The sequence below is a fragment of the Amycolatopsis sp. 3B14 genome, from assembly GCF_050958625.1.
Taxonomy (GTDB): domain Bacteria; phylum Actinomycetota; class Actinomycetes; order Mycobacteriales; family Pseudonocardiaceae; genus Amycolatopsis_E; species Amycolatopsis_E thermoflava.
This window is the reverse complement of record NZ_JBHZEN010000039.1, coordinates 101,515-120,251: the sequence shown is the minus strand read 5'-3', so window position 1 is coordinate 120,251 and position 18,737 is coordinate 101,515. Positions and strand designations below refer to the sequence as shown.

The 18,737-nt window shown below is 71.2% G+C and carries 17 protein-coding genes; 7 read left to right on the top strand and 10 right to left on the bottom strand.

The window, feature by feature from the left end; genetic code table 11:
* The first annotated feature begins 1 nt into the window (after position 1).
* The 3 genes from ACCP09_RS22040 to ACCP09_RS22030 are packed head-to-tail and all read left to right on the top strand — an operon-like array spanning position 2 to position 3,179.
* Positions 2-961 carry a carbohydrate ABC transporter permease gene (locus ACCP09_RS22040; protein ID WP_027930676.1) on the top strand — a complete coding sequence of 320 codons (960 nt, stop codon included), beginning with the start codon at positions 2-4 and terminating at the stop codon, positions 959-961.
* The gene (locus tag ACCP09_RS22035) at positions 958-1,806 is read left to right on the top strand and encodes a carbohydrate ABC transporter permease (protein WP_431902335.1); all 849 of its coding nucleotides are present in this window, start codon (positions 958-960) and stop codon (positions 1,804-1,806) included. The genes ACCP09_RS22040 and ACCP09_RS22035 overlap by 4 nt, the downstream gene beginning before the upstream one ends.
* Positions 1,803-3,179 carry a beta-N-acetylhexosaminidase gene (locus ACCP09_RS22030; RefSeq protein WP_433749609.1) on the top strand — a complete coding sequence of 459 codons (1,377 nt, stop codon included), beginning with the start codon at positions 1,803-1,805 and terminating at the stop codon, positions 3,177-3,179. Before ACCP09_RS22035 ends, ACCP09_RS22030 begins: the two co-directional genes overlap by 4 nt.
* Before the next feature lie 21 nt (positions 3,180-3,200).
* Here the strand turns inward: ACCP09_RS22030 and ACCP09_RS22025 are convergent, their stop codons facing one another.
* Genes ACCP09_RS22025 through ACCP09_RS22015 form a run of 3 tightly spaced genes read right to left on the bottom strand, consistent with a single transcriptional unit; the run spans position 3,201 to position 5,964 of the window.
* Positions 3,201-3,668: a YbjQ family protein gene (locus ACCP09_RS22025; protein ID WP_433749606.1), complete on the bottom strand. Its 468-nt coding sequence runs from the start codon at positions 3,666-3,668 to the stop codon at positions 3,201-3,203.
* 20 nt (positions 3,669-3,688) lie between these two features.
* Entirely contained in the window at positions 3,689-4,360 is a 672-nt protein-coding gene (locus tag ACCP09_RS22020) for a response regulator (RefSeq protein ID WP_433749603.1), read from the bottom strand.
* Complete coding sequence (locus ACCP09_RS22015) at positions 4,357-5,964, bottom strand: ATP-binding protein (protein WP_123682635.1); 1,608 nt, start codon at positions 5,962-5,964, stop codon at positions 4,357-4,359. The genes ACCP09_RS22020 and ACCP09_RS22015 overlap by 4 nt, the downstream gene beginning before the upstream one ends.
* A gap of 202 nt (positions 5,965-6,166) precedes the next feature.
* Here ACCP09_RS22015 and ACCP09_RS22010 point away from each other — a divergent pair, with 202 nt between their 5' ends.
* Together ACCP09_RS22010 and ACCP09_RS22005 are read left to right on the top strand one after the other, a co-directional pair.
* Positions 6,167-7,477, top strand: a complete 1,311-nt coding sequence (locus ACCP09_RS22010; RefSeq protein WP_378336024.1) for a cation:dicarboxylate symporter family transporter — start codon at positions 6,167-6,169, stop codon at positions 7,475-7,477.
* Entirely contained in the window at positions 7,477-8,403 is a 927-nt protein-coding gene (locus ACCP09_RS22005; RefSeq protein ID WP_433749600.1) for an alpha/beta hydrolase family esterase, read from the top strand. Before ACCP09_RS22010 ends, ACCP09_RS22005 begins: the two co-directional genes overlap by 1 nt.
* Here the strand turns inward: ACCP09_RS22005 and ACCP09_RS22000 are convergent.
* From ACCP09_RS22000 to ACCP09_RS21985, 4 genes are all read right to left on the bottom strand, one after another.
* On the bottom strand, positions 8,381-8,836 hold the full coding sequence (locus tag ACCP09_RS22000) for an SRPBCC family protein (RefSeq protein ID WP_027930758.1): 456 nt from the start codon (positions 8,834-8,836) through the stop codon (positions 8,381-8,383). The genes ACCP09_RS22005 and ACCP09_RS22000 overlap by 23 nt on opposite strands.
* A 21-nt stretch (positions 8,837-8,857) precedes the next feature.
* Positions 8,858-9,319, bottom strand: a complete 462-nt coding sequence (locus tag ACCP09_RS21995; protein WP_378336000.1) for a hypothetical protein — start codon at positions 9,317-9,319, stop codon at positions 8,858-8,860.
* A gap of 566 nt (positions 9,320-9,885) precedes the next feature.
* Positions 9,886-12,741, bottom strand: coding sequence for an excinuclease ABC subunit UvrA (gene uvrA, locus ACCP09_RS21990; protein WP_017981962.1), 2,856 nt, complete (start codon positions 12,739-12,741; stop codon positions 9,886-9,888).
* A 54-nt stretch (positions 12,742-12,795) separates the two neighbouring features.
* Positions 12,796-14,055: an acyltransferase family protein gene (locus ACCP09_RS21985; RefSeq protein ID WP_433749596.1), complete on the bottom strand. Its 1,260-nt coding sequence runs from the start codon at positions 14,053-14,055 to the stop codon at positions 12,796-12,798.
* A 115-nt stretch (positions 14,056-14,170) separates the two neighbouring features.
* On the opposite strand from ACCP09_RS21985, the gene ACCP09_RS21980 reads away from it, so the two are divergent.
* The gene (locus tag ACCP09_RS21980) at positions 14,171-14,848 is read left to right on the top strand and encodes an MBL fold metallo-hydrolase (protein WP_123682641.1); all 678 of its coding nucleotides are present in this window, start codon (positions 14,171-14,173) and stop codon (positions 14,846-14,848) included.
* Positions 14,849-15,080: 232 nt separating this feature from the next.
* Positions 15,081-16,604 carry a CBS domain-containing protein gene (locus tag ACCP09_RS21975; protein WP_433749593.1) on the top strand — a complete coding sequence of 508 codons (1,524 nt, stop codon included), beginning with the start codon at positions 15,081-15,083 and terminating at the stop codon, positions 16,602-16,604.
* An 85-nt stretch (positions 16,605-16,689) separates the two neighbouring features.
* Here ACCP09_RS21975 and ACCP09_RS21970 read toward each other — a convergent pair whose 3' ends face one another.
* The 3 genes from ACCP09_RS21970 to ACCP09_RS21960 are packed head-to-tail and all read right to left on the bottom strand — an operon-like array spanning position 16,690 to position 18,737.
* Positions 16,690-17,190: a flavin reductase family protein gene (locus tag ACCP09_RS21970; RefSeq protein WP_027930763.1), complete on the bottom strand. Its 501-nt coding sequence runs from the start codon at positions 17,188-17,190 to the stop codon at positions 16,690-16,692.
* On the bottom strand, positions 17,187-17,495 hold the full coding sequence (locus tag ACCP09_RS21965) for an EthD family reductase (RefSeq protein ID WP_433749590.1): 309 nt from the start codon (positions 17,493-17,495) through the stop codon (positions 17,187-17,189). The genes ACCP09_RS21970 and ACCP09_RS21965 overlap by 4 nt, the downstream gene beginning before the upstream one ends.
* A gap of 18 nt (positions 17,496-17,513) precedes the next feature.
* Positions 17,514-18,737, bottom strand: a complete 1,224-nt coding sequence (locus ACCP09_RS21960) for a styrene monooxygenase/indole monooxygenase family protein (RefSeq protein WP_123682644.1) — start codon at positions 18,735-18,737, stop codon at positions 17,514-17,516.

Here is an 18,737-nt window from a genome sequence, read left to right as displayed (position 1 = left end):
CGTGGCGACACCGAACCTGCTGGCACCCGAGGCGCCGGCCGCGCCACCCGCACCGTCCCCGCGCCGCCGCAGGCGCGGGGACGGTCCCGCCGCCGGCCGCTACCTCGCCCCCGCCGCGATCCTGCTGCTGGTGGTGCTGGCCTACCCGATCTACCAGCTCGTCGTCATCTCGTTCTACGACTACGGCCAGGCCGAGGCGGCGGGCAACGCGCCGCTGCGGTTCCTCGGGCTGGCCAACTACGCGGAACTGCTCGGCAGCGCCACGTTCTGGACCGTGCTCGCCAAGACCGTCGTGTTCGCGGCGGTGTGCGTGGTGGGCAGCCTGGTGGCGGGCACCGGGCTCGCGGTGCTGGCGAGCAAGGTCCGCGCGGTGCCCCGCACACTGCTGTTCCTGGCCGCGCTCGGCGCGTGGGCCACCCCCGCGGTGGCCGGGTCATACATCTGGCTGTTCCTCTTCGACGCCGATTTCGGCCTGGTCAACGAGGCGCTGGCGTCGCTCGGGTTCGGCGGCATGGCCGGGCACTCCTGGACCTTCGGCACCACCAGCGCGTTCGGCCTGGTGGCGCTGGAGGTGATCTGGTGCTCGTTCCCGTTCGTCCTGGTGACCATGTACGCCGGGATCCGCGCGGTGCCCGCCGAGGTGGTCGAGGCGGCCACTTTGGACGGTGCGGGCGCGTGGCGGACGACGACCTCGGTGCTGCTGCCGATGGTGCGGCCGATGCTGCTGATCGCGACTGTGCAGTCGATCATCTGGGACTTCAAGGTGTTCACGCAGATCTACGTGATGACCAGCGGCGGTGGCGTCGCGGGACGGAACCTGGTGCTCAACGTCTACGCCTACCAGCAAGCCTTCGCCGGTTCGCGCTACGGCCTCGGCGCGGCGATCGGGGTGGTGATGACCGTGCTGCTGCTGTCCGTCACCGGGCTGTACGTCCGGTCTCAGCGTGCGGGGCTGGCATGACGACGCTGGTGCGGAAGCCGGGCCGCACGTTCGCCGAGATCGTCACCGTGCTCGCCGCCGCCGTGGTCGCGTTCCCGCTGTACTGGATGGTGCTGACCGCGCTGAAGCCGCCGGGCGAGGTGCAGTCGGCCGCGCCGTGGACGTTCGCGCCGTCGCTGGACTCCTTCCAGCGGGTGCTGACGGTGTCCGGGTTCGGCCGGTACTTCCTCAACAGTCTGGTGGTCGCGCTCGTCGTGGTGCTGCTGTCGCTGCTGTTCGCCTTCCTGGCCGCGGTGGCGCTGACCCGGTTCAGATTCCGCGGCCGCACGGTGCTGCTCGTGATGCTCCTGGTCGCGCAGATGGTGCCGGTGGAGGCGCTGACGATTCCGCTGTTCTTCCTGATGCGCTCGGTCGGGCAGGTGGCGCCCGCGTTCGGGCTCAACGAGCTGGGCTCGCTGGTGCTGGTGCACCTGGCGTTCAGCCTGCCGTTCGCGATCTGGATGCTGCGTGGCTTCGTCGCCGCGGTGCCCGCCGAACTCGAGGAGGCGGCGAAGGTGGACGGGGCGAGCCGGCTCCGGTTCGTGTGGCAGATCCTGTTCCCGCTCGTGGCGCCCGGCCTCGTGGCGACGAGCGTGCTGTCGTTCATCCACGCGTGGAACGACTTCCTGTTCGCCAAGACGTTCATCATCTCCCGCTCGGAGAACCAGACGCTGCCGCAGGCGATCCTGGTGTTCTTCAAACCGGAGGAGAACGACTGGGGCGCGATCATGGCGTCCTCGACGCTGATGACCGTGCCGGTGCTGGTGTTCTTCGTGCTCGTGCAGCGCAGGCTGGTCGGCGGTATGGCCGGGGCGGTGAAGGGGTGATCCCGCTGACCGCGCTGCTCCCCCGGCCGGTGTCGGTCACCCCCGCGCCCGGAACGTGCCGGTGGCCGGCGCCGGTCGAGGTGCGGGCGGCGGACCTGCCCGCCGAGGGCTACCGGCTCACGATCCGGCCGGACGGGGTGCTGATCGAGGCGCCGGACGCGGCGGGCGAGTTCTACGCGCGGCAGACGCTGCGGCAGCTGATCGGGCCGGACGCGTTCCGCGCCGTGCCGCTGCGCGGGACGGCCGAGCTGGCGTGCGGGACGGTGCTGGACCACCCGCGGTTCGCCTGGCGCGGCTGCCTGCTCGACGTGGCGCGGCACTTCCGCACCAAGTCCGAGGTGCTGCGGTTCGCCGACCTGCTCGCCGCGCACAAGCTGAACGTGCTGCACCTGCACCTCACCGACGACCAGGGCTGGCGCGTGGAGATCCCGGCGTTCCCGCGGCTGACCGAGGTGGGGTCGTGGCGGCGGGAGTCGATGGTCGGCCGCCACGACGGCCCGGAGCGCGACGGGCGGCCGCACGGCGGGTTCTACACCGGCGACGACCTGCGGGAGATCGTCGCGTACGCGGCGGCGCGGGCGATCACGGTGGTGCCCGAGATCGACGTGCCCGGCCACTCCCGCGCGGCGATCGCCGCGTACCCGGAGCTGGGCGGCGGGCGCGAGCTCGACGTGTGGACGTCGTGGGGCGTCAGCACCGACCTGCTGGACCCGTCGGAGTCCACAGTGGAGTTCTTCCGCGCGGTGTTCGACGAGGTGCTGGACATCTTCCCGTCCGAGGTGATCGGCGTCGGCGGCGACGAGGCGCCGGGCGCCTCACCCGAGCACGGCAAGTTCACCGCGCGGATGATCGAGCACCTGCACGCGCGCGGGCGGCGGGCGCACGCCTGGGACGAGGTGCTGGACACCGGGGCCGCCCTGCCCGCCGGCACCGTGATCGGCGCGTGGCGCGACGAAACCCAGGTGGCGCGGGCGATCGAGGCGGGCTGCCAGGTCGTCGCGTGCCCGGAGCAGGCGGTGTACCTCGACCACCGGCAGGCCGCCGGCGACGACGAGCCCGTCCCCGTCGGGTTCGTGCGGACCCTGGCCGACGTCCACCGCTGGGAGCCGCCGCCCGGGGTGCTCGGGGCGCAGGCGCAGGTGTGGACCGAGCACCTGGACTCGGTGCGGCGCGTCGACTACGCGACCTTCCCGCGGCTGTGCGCCTTCGCCGAGGTCGTGTGGAGCCCGCCCGACCGCGACCACGCGGAGTTCCACACGCGACTGGCCGAACACCACCTGCCGCGGCTGGACGCCCTCGGCGTGGAGTACCGGCCCCTCGACGGGCCGCGCCCGTGGCAGCGGCGGCCGGGCGTGCCGGGCCGGCCGCGGTGACGGCCGGGCCGGCGCCCGGGATCACTGCTGCGGCGTGAAACCCTGCTGGAACTGGCCCTGCGCCTGCTGACCCTGCGCCTGCGGCTGCTGCTGGTACTGCTGCTGAGCGGCCTGCTGCGCGCCGGGGTCCGTGCCGTCGGGCACCACGTACACCGCCGTGCCGTAGGCGGCGATCTCGCTCGCGGTCTGGGCGATCTCGTTGCAGTCGAAGCGCATGCTCAGCACCGCGTTCGCCCCGAAGGCCATCGCCTCCTGGCAGAGCCGCCCCAGCGCCTCGTGCCGCGAATCGGACAGCAGCTTCGACAGGCCCTTCAGCTCGCCGCCCGCCATCGCCTTGAAGCCGGCGCCGAGGTTGGAGAACATGTTCCGGCTGCGCACCGTCAGCCCGAACACCTCGCCGTACACCCGCACGACCCGGTAGCCGGGCAAATCATTCATAGTGGACAGCAGGATCGGGAACCGGGGCTGCTGCTGGTAAGGCTGGCTCATGCCGCGGATCGTAGCGTCCTTCACTTGACAGCCCGGTACCAAACCTCCGGCCGCCCGACCTGTCCGTATCGCGGCTCTCGTCGCGCGAGTCCGTTGTCCGCCAGGTATTCCAGGTACCGCCGCGCGGTCACCCTGGACACCCCGGTCGCGGTGGCGGCCGCGCCCGCGGACAGCCCGTCCGGTTCGTCCCGCAGCGCCGAGACCACCGCGTCCAGGGTCTGCCCGCTCATCCCCTTGGGCAGGGCCGTCGCCACCGGCGAGCGCAGCGCCGCGAACGCCCGGTCCACCTCGGACTGTCCGACCTCGCCGGTTTCACCGAAACTTTCCCGGAACTTCGCGTACCGGTCCAGCTTGTCCCGCAGCGACGCGAAGGTGAACGGCTTGATGAGGTACTGCACGATCCCCACCGACACCGCGGCCTTCACCACCGCCAGGTCCCGCGCCGAGGTCACCGCGATGACGTCCACCAGGTTGCCCGCGGCCCGCAACGCCCGGCACACCGCGAGGCCGTGCGTGTCGGGCAGGTAGAAGTCGAGCAGCACCAGGTCGGCGGTGTCGCGCTCGAAGAACCGCAGCGCCTCCGCGCCGGAGTGGACGACCGCGGCGATTGTGAACCCGGCGACCCGCTCCACGTAGGTGCGGTGCGCCTCGGCGGCCACCGGATCGTCCTCGACCACGAGCACCCGGATCACCGCGGCACCTCCTGCCGCACCGGCAGCCGCACGGTGAACACCGCGCCCTCGCGGGAGGCCACGTCCACCCGTCCGCCGTTGCGCCGAACCACCTGCCCGACCAGCGCCAGGCCCAGCCCGTGACCGTCCGGTTTGGTCGTCCAGCCGCGCTCGAACACGCGCCGCCGCGCCTCGTCCGGCACGCCCCGGCCGTTGTCGGCGACCCGCAACAGCAGCTCCTCCCCCTCGATCTTCGCGGTCACCGTGACCCGCGGCCGCTCCGGCCGCTCCCCCGCGGCCTCGATGGCCGCGTCGATCGCGTTGTCGATCAGGTTGCCCAGCACGGTGATCAGGTCGCGCGGCTCGATGCCGGTGTCGGTGTCCTCGATGGCGGTGTCCTCGGTCAGCACCAGTTCGGCGCCGCGCTCGCTGGCCTCGGCGGTCTTGCCGAGCAGCAACGCGGCCAGCACCGGTTCGGACACCGCGCCGACCACCTGGTCGGTGAGCCGCTGCGCGATCTCCAGCTCCGCCGTGGCGAACTCGATCGCCTCCTGCGTGCGGCCCATCTCCACCAGGGACACCACCGTGTGCAGGCGGTTGGCCGCCTCGTGCGCCTGCGACCGCAGCGACTCGGCGAGCCCGCGCGCGGTGGTCAGCTCGCCGGTGAGCAGCTGCAGGTCGGTGTGGTCGCGCAGGGTGACGACGGTGCCGTGGTCCTTCGCGCGGGCGCGGGACCGCACCGGCGCGGTGCTCACCACCAGCACCCGCACGTCGGTCAGGTGGATCTCGTCGCGCCGGGGCTCCTGGCCGCGCAGCGCCCCGACCAGGCTCGGCGGCAGCCCCAGCTCGGTGACCGGCCTGCCGGTCGGGTCGGCGCCGAGCCCGAGCAGGTCGCGGGCGGCGTCGTTGCACAGCACCACCCGCTCGTCCGCGCCGACCAGCACGAGCCCCTCGCGCACCGCGTGCAGGGTCGCCTCGTAGTAGGCGAAGATGCTGCTCAGCTCGGCCGGGGCGAGACCGCGGGTCTGCCGCCGCAGCCTGCTGCTGACCAGGTAGCTGCCCGCGACACCCACCACCAGGGCGGCGCCGGCCACCGCGGCGAGCGTCCAGATCCGCTGCGCCAGCGCGGCCGAGATGGCGTCGACCTTGATGCCCGCCGACACCAGCGCGACCACGCGCCGCTCCGGGTCGAACACCGGCACGACCGCGCGCATCGACGGGCCGAGCGTGCCGGTGTAGGTCTCGGTGTAGACGCGGCCCTGCCGGGCGACGTCGATCGTGCCGAGGAACCGCTGCCCGATCAGCTCCGGGTTCGGATGGGTGTAGCGGATGCCGCCGGGATCCATGATCGTGACGAAGTCGACCCCGGTGTCTCGCCGCACCTGCTCGGCGAAGGGTTGCAGTTCGGTGCTCGGTGCGGGCAGTCTCAAGGCGGAGAGCACCGTCGGCGAGTCGGCGAGGGTGCTCGCGATGGCGACCACCTTGTCCTGCGCGCGGGCGTCCACCGCGCGGGCGGCGTCGAAGTAGGCCAGCAGCGCCCCCACCGCGACCAGCACGGCCACTCCCGCCACCTGCAGCAGGAGCAGCTGCCGGGCGAGGCTCCAGCGCCTGCTCGTGATCCGCACCCCGCCATCCCAGCACACCGGCCGGGCCGCCCGCCGGGGGACGCCGGTCACGCCGCGAACTCTATGAACACAACGGTGACCGCGGTCATAGCCGTGGCCGATAGTTCCACGCGAGCTGCGCCGGACTGGGCGCGTCACGTCCCCACAGGAGGCAACGTTGCCTACGGCACCACCGGCCGGCGCGAAGCCGCGCCGCGACCGGATGCACTACCTCTACCTCGCGGTCATCGCCGCGGTCGTCCTCGGTGTCGCGGTCGGGATCCTGTTCCCCGACTTCGGCAAGAGCCTGGCCTGGCTCGGCACCGGGTTCGTGAACCTGATCAAGATGATGATCTCCCCCATCATCTTCTGCACGATCGTGCTCGGCATCGGGTCGGTCGCCAAGGCCGCGAAGGTCGGCAAGGTCGGCCTGATGGCCATCGGCTACTTCCTGGTGATGTCCACGTTCGCACTGGCCATCGGCCTGATCGTGGGCAACCTGCTGCACCCGGGCAGCGGCCTGCACCTGGACCCGTCGTCGATCGCCAAGGCGCAGGAACAGGCCAGCAAGGGCAGCGAAGGCACGACCGACTTCGTGCTCGGCATCATCCCGACCTCGCTGGTGTCGTCGTTCACCGAGGGTTCGGTGCTGCAGACACTGCTGGTCGCGCTGCTCGCCGGCTTCGCGCTGCAGAAGATGGGTGAGGCGGGCAAGCCGATCCTGCGCGGCATCGAGCACATCCAGAAGCTCGTGTTCCGCATCCTGTCGATGATCATGTGGGCGGCGCCGGTGGGCGCGTTCGGCGCGATCGCCGCGGTGGTGGGCGCGACCGGGTGGAACGCGCTGAAGAGCCTCGCGGTGGTGATGATCGGGTTCTACGTCACGTGCGCGTTGTTCGTGACGATCGTGCTCGGCGCGATTCTCTGGCTCGGCGCGCGGATCAACATCTTCAGCCTGCTGCGGTACCTCACCCGCGAGTTCATCCTGATCGTGTCGACGTCGTCGTCGGAGTCGGCGCTGCCGCGGCTGATCGCGAAGATGGAACACCTGGGCGTGTCGAAGCCGGTCGTCGGCATCACGGTGCCGACCGGGTACTCGTTCAACCTGGACGGCACCGCGATCTACCTGACGATGGCGACGTTGTTCATCGCCACCGCGCAGGGCAGCCCGCTGTCGGTCGCCGAGCAGATCTCCCTGCTGGTGTTCATGATCATCGCGTCGAAGGGCGCGGCAGGGGTGAGCGGCGCGGGCCTGGCGACCCTGGCAGGCGGGCTGCAGTCGCACCGGCCGGACCTGGTCGGCGGCGTCGGGTTCATCCTCGGCATCGACCGGTTCATGTCCGAGGCGCGCGCGGTGACCAACTTCGCGGGCAACGCCGTGGCGACGGTCGTCATCGGGTCCTGGACCAAGGAGTTCGACCGGTCGCGGGCCCAGCGGGTGCTGTCCGGGCAGGACCCGTTCAACGAGACCACGCTGGTGGACGACCACCCGGCGGCCGAGCCGGAGCGGGAGCCCGTGAAGGCCGGCGTCTGATGCGCGCCCGGCGGCTGGTGATCGCGGTGGTGGCCGCGATCACCGGCACCCTCCTGGCCGCTCCGGCCGCCACCGCGTCGGGGATCGTCGATTTCCCCGTGCCGTCCGCCGGCTGCGGCCACCCCGCACCCGTGCCGGCGGGACAGAGCGTGACCCGCACCGTCACCTCGGGCGGGCTCACGCGCAGCTACCTGCTGCACGTTCCGGCGGACTACCGGCCCGACCGGCCGGATCCGCTGGTCCTGTCCTTCCACGGGCACCGCCGCACCGCCGAGTACCAGGAGGAGCTGTCCGGCTTCTCCGGCCGGTCGGTGATCGCGGTCTACCCGCAGGGCCTTGTCGGGACCGACGGGGAGAGCGCGTGGACGGGTGCGCCGTACTCGGCCGCCGCGGACGACGTGCTGTTCACCAGCGACCTGCTGAACCAGCTGCAGCGCGAGCTGTGCGTCGACCCGCGGCGCGTGTTCGCGGCGGGCAAGTCCAACGGCGGCGGGTTCACCGGGGTGCTGGCCTGCCGGCTGAGCGGGCGGATCGCCGCGTTCGCGCCGGTGTCCGGGGCGTTCTACCCGCAGGGCGGCGAGTGCCACCCGTCGCGGCCGGCGCCGGTGCTGGACTTCCACGGCACCGCGGACGCGACCATCCCCTACGCCGGCGATCCGGCGCGCGGGCTGCCGTCCATTCCGGACTGGCTCGCGGGCTGGGCGTCGCGCGACGGGTGCGCCGCGGAGCCCGTGGTGCGTGATCTCGGCGACGGGGTGCGGGTCGAGCGGTGGCGGTCCTGTGCCGCGGACGTCGTGCACTACCGGGTCGAGGGCCTCGGTCACGACTGGCCGAGCACGGCGCCCAACCCGGATTCGGACGTCCCGTCGGTGATCGATGCGACGCCGGTGATCCTGCGGTTCTTCAACGCGCACCCGCTGCGCTGAGGTGGTGCTGGAGTCCGCGCCTGCCACGCCGCATCATCAGGGCGTGGTTGGCGCGGAACACCGGCCGTGCCAGCGGGGAGAAGGTGCGCAGCAGCGGTTTCGTGGCGAGGACCCGCTGGGTGATCTCCAGCCGGGTGCCGCCCGGCCTGCCGAGGACGACCGCCGCGAGTGAGCCTTCGAGGTCGCCGGTCAGGTGGACGCGCAGGCGGCCGCGGTCCGGATCCTGCTCGGCGCGGCGCATGCGGACGACCAACACGTACGGCAGCGCGGCGCGGCAGACGAGCTGGGCGGTGTCGTCGTCGACGCGCGTGACCTCACGCACGTCCGGCCACCAGAGCGGATACCCGGCGACGTCGGTGACCGCGTCGAACACGCTGCGCACGGGCGCGGAGAGCAGCCAGGTGTCCCGGAAGTGGTAGGCGTTGATCCGCATGGCACCGAGTATCCGCCGAGATCAATACCCGGACCCGCCGTCGGCGGGGGTGCCGGTCACCTTCACCCCGGACGGGGCGATCACGAACCAGGTGCCGTCGACGCCCTGGCCGTTGACCTGGCCGGGTGCGGTGTCGTTGACGTAGCGGTACAGCGGCCAGCCGCCGAGCGTGAGTTGCCGGAACCCGTCCGGGCGGACGAGAACCCCGGCGAGCCCGCCGTCGATGCCGTCGGTGGTGGGCGGGGCGGCGCCGGCCGCTGCCGGCGGCCACAGGGTCGCGCAGGCGCCGGCGCAGTTGGTCGCCGGTGGTGACGCGCTGTCCAGGTCGAAGCGGTAGAGCGTGCGGCCCTGGCTGTCGGCCACGACGTCCCCGAGCCCGCTGACGACGGCAACGCGCAGGTCGGCGGGCGCGCGCTCCGGCGCGGCCGGGCCGCACGCGGACACGAACGCCGCCACGATCACGGCGATGAGCAGGCGGGTCATCGGGCACCTCCCGCGGTGCGAGCCCGGTGCACGGCGACCGGGTCACCCCATGACACGAGAGGGCGCGCTACGCGGTTCACCGATCCGGCACGCTCGGTCGGCGCGGGCACCCGACGGGTCTCGGGAGCGCCAACCGGCGGACGCCCGGGGAGCGACGCCGAGCCGGGTCGCCGCACTCGCCGAGCCGCTGCCCGCCGAGCGCGCCGCGCAGCGCCGCGGCCGCGGCGGCCTGCTTCGCCGGCGCACGGCCAAGGGCCTGCTCCGCCGGGGCACGCCCAAGGGCCTGCTCCGCCGGCGCACACCCAAGGGCCTGATCCCCCAGCGCCACCCAACCCTGCTCCGCCAGCGCACGCCCGAACTTTCGGCAGCTCCGAGCCAGGGCGGCCCGCCCGCCCCGCCGCAGTCCCACGCGGTGTGGGCGAGGTGCCTGGCGAGCCTCCGAGCGGGTCGTCGCCTCCGCGACGGTCACCACCCCGCCGCGAGGCCGGCGCGCCACCCGCCCCCGCACGGTCCGGAGGCGACCGGGAACGCGCCGCGCAGCTCGCCGGCCGCGCGGCTCGTCACGGTCAGTTCAGCAGTTCCTGCAGGAACTTGCCCGTGTAGCTGCCCTCGACCGTGGCCACGTGCTCGGGCGTGCCCTCGGCGACGACGGTGCCTCCGCCGGAGCCGCCTTCCGGACCCAGGTCGATGACCCAGTCGGAAGTCTTGATCACGTCGAGGTTGTGCTCGATCACGATCACGCTGTTGCCCTTGTCCACCAGGCCGTTGATCACGCCGAGCAGCTTGCGGATGTCCTCGAAGTGCAGGCCGGTGGTCGGCTCGTCGAGGATGTACACCGTCTTGCCGGTCGACCGCTTCTGCAGCTCGGAGGCGAGCTTCACGCGCTGCGCCTCGCCGCCGGACAGCGTCGGCGCGGGCTGGCCCAGCCGGACGTAGCCGAGGCCCACGTCGACCAGCGTCTGCAGGTGCCGGTGGATCGCCTTGATCGGCTCGAAGAACTCGGCGGCCTCCTCGATCGGCATGTCGAGGACGTCGGAGACCGTCTTGCCCTTGTAGTGCACCTCGAGCGTCTCGCGGTTGTACCGGGCGCCCTTGCAGACCTCGCACGGCACGTACACGTCGGGCAGGAAGTTCATCTCGATCTTGATCGTGCCGTCGCCCGCGCACGCTTCGCAGCGGCCGCCCTTGACGTTGAACGAGAACCGGCCCGGCTGGTAGCCGCGCACCTTCGCCTCGGTGGTGGCCGCGAACAGCTTGCGCACGTGGTCCCACACACCCGTGTACGTCGCCGGGTTGGACCGCGGCGTACGGCCGATCGGCGACTGGTCGACGCGCACCAGCTTGTCCACGTGGTCCAGTCCCCGCACGCGGGTGTGCCGTCCCGGCACCTGGCGGGCGCCGTTGAGCTTGTTCGCCAGCACCGTCGCGAGGATGTCGTTGACCAGCGTCGACTTGCCCGACCCGGACACGCCGGTGACCGACACCAGGCAGCCCAGCGGGAACGACACGTCCACGCCGCGCAGGTTGTGCTCCCGCGCGCCCACCACGGTCAGCTGACGCTTCTTGTTCGCCGGCCGCCGGATCGCCGGCACCGGGATGACCTCCTGCCCGGACAGGTACTGGCCGGTCAGCGACTTCTTGTTCTTCAGCAGCTTCGCGAACGGTCCGCTGTGGACGATGTGCCCGCCGTGCTCGCCCGCGCCGGGGCCGATGTCGACGACCCAGTCGCTGGCGCGGATCGTGTCCTCGTCGTGCTCGACGACGATCAGTGTGTTGCCCAGGTCGCGCAGCCTCGTCAGCGTGTCGATCAGGCGGCGGTTGTCGCGCTGGTGCAGGCCGATCGACGGCTCGTCCAGCACGTACAGCACGCCCACCAGGCCGGACCCGATCTGCGTGGCCAGCCGGATGCGCTGGGCCTCACCACCGGACAGCGTGGCCGACGCGCGGTCCAGCGACAGGTAGTTGAGGCCGACGTCGAGCAGGAAGCGCAGCCGCGCCTGGATCTCCTTCAGCACGGCGCCGGCGATCATCGCCTCGCGCTGCCCCAGCTTGAGGCCGTCGAGGAACTCCGAGGCCTCCTCGATGGACAGCGCGCACACCTCGGCGATCGACCGCTCGCCGCGCTCGGCGTGCTCCAGGGTGACCGCGAGGATCTCCGGCTTGAGCCTGCTGCCCTGGCACGCCGGGCACGGCACCTCGCGCATGTAGCCCTCGTACCGCTCGCGCATGTACTCGGACTCGGTCTGGTCCAGCCGCCGCTCCAGGAACGGGATGACGCCCTCGAAACTCGCGTAGTAGCTGCGCTGGCGGCCGTAGCGGTTGCGGTAGCGGACGTGGACCTGCTCGTCGACACCGTGCAGGACCGCCTTCTGCGCCTTCGCGGGCAGCTTGCGCCACGGCGTGTCCATGCGGAAGCCGATGGTCTCCGACAGCGACTCCAGCAGCCGCTGGAAGTACTCGGCGCTCTGCCCGCCCGACCACGGCGCGATCGCGCCGTCGGCCAGCGACAGCTCGTCGTCGGGCACCACCAGTTCCGGGTCGACCTCCTTGCGGATGCCGATGCCGGTGCATTCGGGGCACGCGCCGTAGGGCGAGTTGAACGAGAACGAGCGCGGCTCGAGGTCCTCGATGGCCAGCGGGTGGCCGTTCGGGCAGGCGAGGTTCTCGGAGAACCCGCGGATGCGGTGCGGGTCGCCCTCCGGCAGGTCGACGAACTCCAGCTCGACCAGGCCGTCCGCGAGGCGCAGCGCGGTCTCGACCGAGTCGGTCAGCCGCTGCTTCGCCGAGGACTTGACCGTCAGCCGGTCGACCACGACGCCGATGTGGTGCTTCTCCTGCTTCTTCAGCTTCGGCGGGTCGGTGAGCTGGTACACCTGCCCGTCGATGCGCGCCCGCGAGTAGCCCTGCTGCTGGAGGTTGCTGAACAGGTCGAGGTACTCGCCCTTGCGGCCGCGCACGACCGGCGCGAGCACCTGGAACCGGGTGCCCTGCTCCATCGCCAGCACCTGGTCGACGATCTGCTGCGGGGTCTGCTTGCTGATCGGTTCCCCGCACTGCGGGCAGTGCGGCTTGCCCGCGCGCGCGTAGAGCAGCCGGAGGTAGTCGTAGACCTCGGTGATGGTGCCCACGGTGGAGCGCGGGTTGCGCGAGGTGGACTTCTGGTCGATCGACACCGCGGGCGACAGGCCCTCGATGAAGTCGACGTCCGGCTTGTCCATCTGCCCCAGGAACTGCCGGGCGTAGGCCGACAGCGACTCCACGTACCGCCGCTGCCCCTCGGCGAAGATCGTGTCGAAGGCCAGGCTCGACTTGCCCGACCCGGACAGGCCGGTGAACACGATCAGGCTGTCCCGGGGCAGGTCGAGGTCGACGCCGCGGAGGTTGTGCTCGCGCGCACCGCGAACAACGAGGCGATCAGCCACGGATGAGGTCCCTTCCCTGGAATGTGACGGCCGGATCAGCCAGCCGCATCCATGCTAGGACGACCCACCGACAGAAACCGGAGCCGGACCGGTCGGCTCCTCGCGGACGAGGTCGTCCGGAGCCTTCCGGGGCGGCGGCGCGGTGGCGCCGCGCGGCGTGGTCAGCCAGCGGTGGGCCGGCCGTTCGACGAGTTTCGTGAGCAGCCATCCGGCGCCGGTCGCCGCCCCCAGCACGAGCGGCAGCCGCGCCCAGCCCTGCAGTCCCGCGAGTTGCAGCGCCTTGGCCAGGATGTAGCCCAGCTCCTGGTGCAACAGGTACACGCCGTAGGAAATTCCGGCGAACCAGCCGATGACCGGCGCCAGCGGCCGCAGGAACGTCCAGTCCGGGCCCTTCGCCGCGGCGCACACCAGGACGAGCACGAGCGCGAACCCGATGATGGAGGGCAGCCGCGACGGGTCCGTGGGCAACGCCACGTGGAACGGGTAGAGGTGCAGGTCCTGCGCGGCGACGACGGCGGCGAGCAGCAGCGCCAGGTGCGGCGTGGACAACCGGTCGCGCGACCAGAGCCACACCGCGACGCCTGCGGCGAACGCGTGCAGCCGGTGCAGCCCGAACCCGAAGACGACGGCGAACGCCCACGGCGAGGTGTTCGTGACGCCGAACACCCAGAACCGCAGCACGAGCGGGACGACGACCATCGCCCAGGCGAGCAGCTTCGCGTGCCGCGCCGCGTGCGGCGAGCGGAACCAGGGGGTGCGCGACCACAGCAGCGCGGCGCCCGCGAAGACCATCAGCTGGACGGGCAGCGTCCAGTAGGAGCCGTCGAGCCAGATGAACCCCTGGTGCCAGCCCTGGATCATGGTCAGGTTGACGAGGAGGTCCCAGCCGACCGGCACGTACCAGGAGCTCGCCCACGCGACGCCGTCGGTGGTGGGGCCGAACAGCTTGTCCCACCAGTGGCTGCCGAACTCCTGGCCGTTGAACGAGGCGTCCGCCCAGCGCATCACGAAGTAGGTCAGCAGCACCGCGACCAGGTACGGCGGGACGAGCCGGGCGGCCTTCTTCCACATCCACCGCCCGCTGTCGCCGCGCCGGACGGTCTGGCAGACGAAGAACGCGGAGACGACCATCAGGATCGCGGCGCCGAACTGGGCGGTGACCTTGACCGGGTAGTCGTTCAGCTCGGTGTGGGCCAGCGGTCCCTGGTGGGTGATGTGACCGAGCACCACGGACAGGACCGCCAGGACGCGGACGGCGTCCCAGCTGATGCGGCGGGTGCTGGTGCGGGGGTTCTCGGGGAGGAAGCTCGGCACGTCTCGGGGCGTCTCGCAAGATCGGGTTCGGGGACGCACCGGAGCCTACGTTACCGATCCGAGACCAACCTGAACGGGTGGAACGCGATGTGGCGCGGCGACTACGGTTGGCGGCGTGAACGTCGTAGAGGACTACACCGGCCACGTGGAGCCGGGCGGGGACGCGGCCCGGCGGGTACTGGACCGGCTGGCCATCACCAAGCTGTCGGTCGGCCCCATGGACAACAACGCCTACCTGCTGGTTTGCCGCCGGCAGAACGAGGCGCTGCTGATCGACGCCGCGGCGGACCCGGAGCGGATCTCGGACCTCATCGGTCACGGCCCGGACCGTCCCGCGCTGCGCACGATCGTGACGACCCACCAGCACGCCGACCACTGGCAGGCGCTGGGCGCGGTGGCGGGCGCGTACGGAGCGAACACGGCGGCTCACCCGTTGGACGCTTCGGCCCTGCCGGTCCCCCCGGACTTCCTGGTCGAGGACGGCGACACCCTCACGGTGGGTGACTGCACGCTCGAGGTGATTCACCTGAGGGGGCACACTCCGGGCTCGATCGCGTTGTTGTACCGCGACGCGGACGGCAGCACGCACCTCTTCACGGGCGATTCGCTGTTCCCCGGCGGCGTCGGGAAGACGAACTCGCCGGAGGACTTCCAGTCCCTGCTGGGCGACGTGGAGACGCGGGTGTTCGGCCGACTGCCGGACGAGACGTGGTTCTACCCGGGCCACGGCGACGACTCGACGCTCGGCGCGGAGCGGCCGAAGCTGGCGGAGTGGCGCGAGCGCGGCTGGTGATAGCCGGTGGTGGAGATCGCTCCTGGACGGGAACGATCTCCACCATCCCTCCAGCCCCGTGAAGTCGCCCGGATTCCGGGTGCAGAGCGGCAACCCGCGAACCGATGCGGTGGCGGCGATCAACAACGCCGACAGCACGCTGTAGCGGCACTGAACGTCGTACAATTTTCGTTGATCCGATCGCACAGCCGTGCATCGTCCTGGGGGGACAACGTGGCCGTTTCAACTGCGGATGCCGGTACAACCGGCTCTGGAGCGCTCGAAGACGAGCGGAGGTTCCGACACCCGGTCCGCTCCGGCGTGGATGGTCCGAGGCGGTCGCGACGGAGAACGTGAAGGGGCCGCCCTCAGCGAGGGGTCGGTCATCGTCGGCTGGGACGAACTCGGCGACATCGCATCCTGCCAAACCCGTGACGAACTGCGTCAAGCGTTGCGGCAGGCGTACCCGGGCGAAGGCAAGGCGACGATCGCCAACTGGACCGGTCAGCTCTGGCGGTTCCGGCACGACATCAAAGTCGGCGATCTCGTGGTGATGCCGTTGAAGACCTATCCGCAGAAGATCGCGATCGGCCGGTTCACCGGCGATTACCGCTTCCGCCACGACGCGCCGCCGGGGTTCCGGCACGTCCGGCCGGTGCACTGGATCCGCCAGGACCTCCCCCGGACCGCTGTCGAGCAGGACCTGCTCGACACGCTCGGTTCGCTGCTGACCGTCTGCCGGCTCCAGCGGCACGAAGCGGCCCGACGGCTGGCGCGGCTCGCGGACACCGGTACCGATCCCGGCCCCAGCCATGACGAGTCGCCCCGGTACGGCGTGAAGAACAGGGAGGATCTGTTCGACAAGGCGATGCAACCGAGCGCGCCGGACGAACCGCTCCGGCTCACGATCCGGGAGCTGCTCAGCCATTGGGATGCCGTGCGGCGCACTCCTGCCGTCGTCTCCCAGATCGAGCGAGATCTCCAGGAGAAGGGGCTGACGACCCGACCACCGTTCACCGAAGGCTGGATCGACACCGTGGTCGACATCGTGGCCGTCGGCGAGGAACCCGGCGATGGTGCCCGCACCACCGAACCCGCGTTGGCCTACCACACCGAAGACGTGTCCGAGTTTCCCGCCATCACGTTGCGCCTGGGCGTGCTCGCCTCCGCGAACAGCGGCGTGGCTTCCGTCCGTCCCGACGACGACCTGATCGTCGCGGAGACGATGATGATCGACGGCAATTACTCCCAGCTCGCGGTGATCGACGAAACCGGCAAACTGCACGGTGCGATCAGCTGGGAATCGATGGGCCAGGCCCGCATCTCCCGGACGGTCACCACGATCGCCGACGCACTGGTGAGCGCCAGGTCGGTCGACCACAACGAGGACTTGCTCGGCCAGATCGAGGAGATCTACCGCAGTGGCTACGTGTTCGTGATCGGCAACGACCGCAAGGTCACCGGAATCGTGACCGCTGCTGACCTCTCGCTCCAGTTCGGTGATCAGGTCCGCCCCTTCGCCCTCGTCGAGGAGGCCGAACGCCGGTTTGCGGCGCCGGGTGGACGAGGTGTTCGACGAGGACGAACTTCGCGCTCTGGTGCGCTCCCCGCGTCCGGTCACCTCGGCCGCCGACATGACCATCGGCAATTACAAGCACCTGCTGGCCGACGTCGAACGCTGGCGGCGCTTGGGATGGGCGATCGACCACCGGCTGTTCCTCAGCCGTCTGGAGGAGATCAGGCGGATCCGCAACGAGTTGATGCATTTCACGCCTGATCCCCTGACCCAGGAGCAGCTGAATCGCGTCGAGGGGTTCGTCCGCCTGCTCCGGACCGTCGATCCCCGGGACTGATCACCGGGCTCAGTAGAAGAACACGTCCTCCGTCAGGCCGGCGTGCAGCGTGCGGTACGAGCCGGTGTAGAAGAGCAGCGGTGCGCCGTCCCGGTAGGCCAGGTGCTCGACCTCCCCGAGGAACAGCGTGTGGTCCCCGGCGGGGTGGCGGTCCACGATCCGGCAGCCGATGAACGCCAGGCCGCCGGGGACGAAGTCGAACCCGCCCTCCGACGCGAACTCCACGGACAGTGACGGGCGCCCGCCGAAGTGGCGGGACACCTCCTCCTGCTCCGCGGACAGCACGGTCACCGCGTACCGGTCGCCTGCCTCGAGGTGCCGCGCCATCGTGCACGCGCCCAGCGACACCAGGATCAGCGGCGGGTCCAGCGACACCGACAGGAACCCGTTCGCCGTCATGCCGTGCACGTGCCCGTCGGCGGTCCTCGTCGTGATCACCGTGACCCCGGTGGCGAACCGTCCCATCGCCGTGCGGAACCGGCGCGGGTCGGTGGCCACGCCCGCGGTCACGAGCCTTCGACGGGCGCGTAGTGCAGGATCTGCGCCCCGCCCGTCGCGTAGTTCGGCACGTCGCGTGCCACGGCCTGGCCCTGCTCCGACGCCATCGCCGCGGCCATCGCCTCCGCCGAGTCGAATTCGCCCTCCCAGATCGCGAAATACGGGCTCTCCCCGCCCATCGCGGCCACGTCGAAGCTGTACCGCATGGCCCGCAGGCCCGGCAGCCTCGCCGCGAGCGGCAGGTGCGTGCTGACGTAGTACTGCTTGAAGTGCTCCGGGTCCGCCGGCGGCGGGTACAACACGGTCAGCCGGTACATGCGGAAAAACTCCCTTCCTCAGGCCTTCGCGTGGCGGGCCAGGAACTCGTCGGTGCGCTCGGCGGTGGCGAGGATGCGCCACTGCCGGTCCGGGTAGTCGAAGTTGTTGGTGAACTCGTCGGCGATCGCCTTGTCCGCGTGCATCGCGCCGAACAGGCGCAGCAGGTGCTCCGGCGGCGGGCCGATCATCAGGTTGGTCCAGTTCGCCGCGCCCAGCACGACGTCCGCGCGGCGCGCGGCCACGTCCTGGCAGAACAGCTCGTCGAACCCGTAGTCCTCCAGGATCGCCTGCCCGGTCACCCACGCGGAGTGCGACGCCGAGTTCGCGCCCTGCCCGACGACCGGGTCGACCACGGTGTGCACGTCGCCGATGGCCAGCGCGAACTTGCCGTTCGGCAGCTTCGCGTAGTCCTGCCGCACGGTCGGGGTCAACGCGCCCTGCAAGATGTCCAGCGGGCCGGTCAGCGCGAAGCTCGCCGGGTCGACGCGTTCGAACGTCTGCGGGTGGTGCTTGGCGAGCTTGTCCAGCACGAGCCGCTCGTACGCCTTCGGGTCGGCGTCGTAGGACTGGCGGCCGAGGATCTCCAGGTCGCCGCCCGGCACGTTCTCGAACAGCAGCGCGGTGGTGAACCCGTCCTTGCCGTACATGGGGATTTCCAGCAGCTCGCCGTGCCCGGGCGAGGCGCTGATAGTGACGCCCTTCGGCTCCGAGTAGGTGATGCCGCGGTAGAGGCCGACGGACAGGATCCGCTGCGGCCCGTCGTACGGGCTCAGCTCCGGCCGGCGCGGGAACAACGCGGCGAACGCGCCCCGTCCGGCGGCGACGACGAGCAGGTCGTGCCGGTCGGCGATCGGCTCGATGTCCTCGGCCTGCAGCGTCCGGACCTCCAGCCGCCCGCCGCGCTCCTCGAACGCCTCGGTGAGCTTGGGCAGGTAGAGGCGGTAGTCGATGGCGCTGGACCACTCGGCGAAGTCGCCGCGCCAGGACATCGGCTCGGGCCCGCCGACGTAGTGGTGGTGGCAGGAGTAGCCGTACTCCTCCACCGGCCAGAAGTCGATGCCCAGCTCGCGTTCGCGCTTCAGGGTCGGCGCGTGGTGGGCGACGCTGTTGAGCAGCCGCCCGCCGGCCAGCTGGGCCGCGGTCTTGTCGGTGTAGATCGTCACCGGGACGTCGTGCTTGCGCAGCAGCAGTCCCAGTTGCAGGCCGGCGATCCCGGCGCCGATGATGCCGATGTCCGGCAT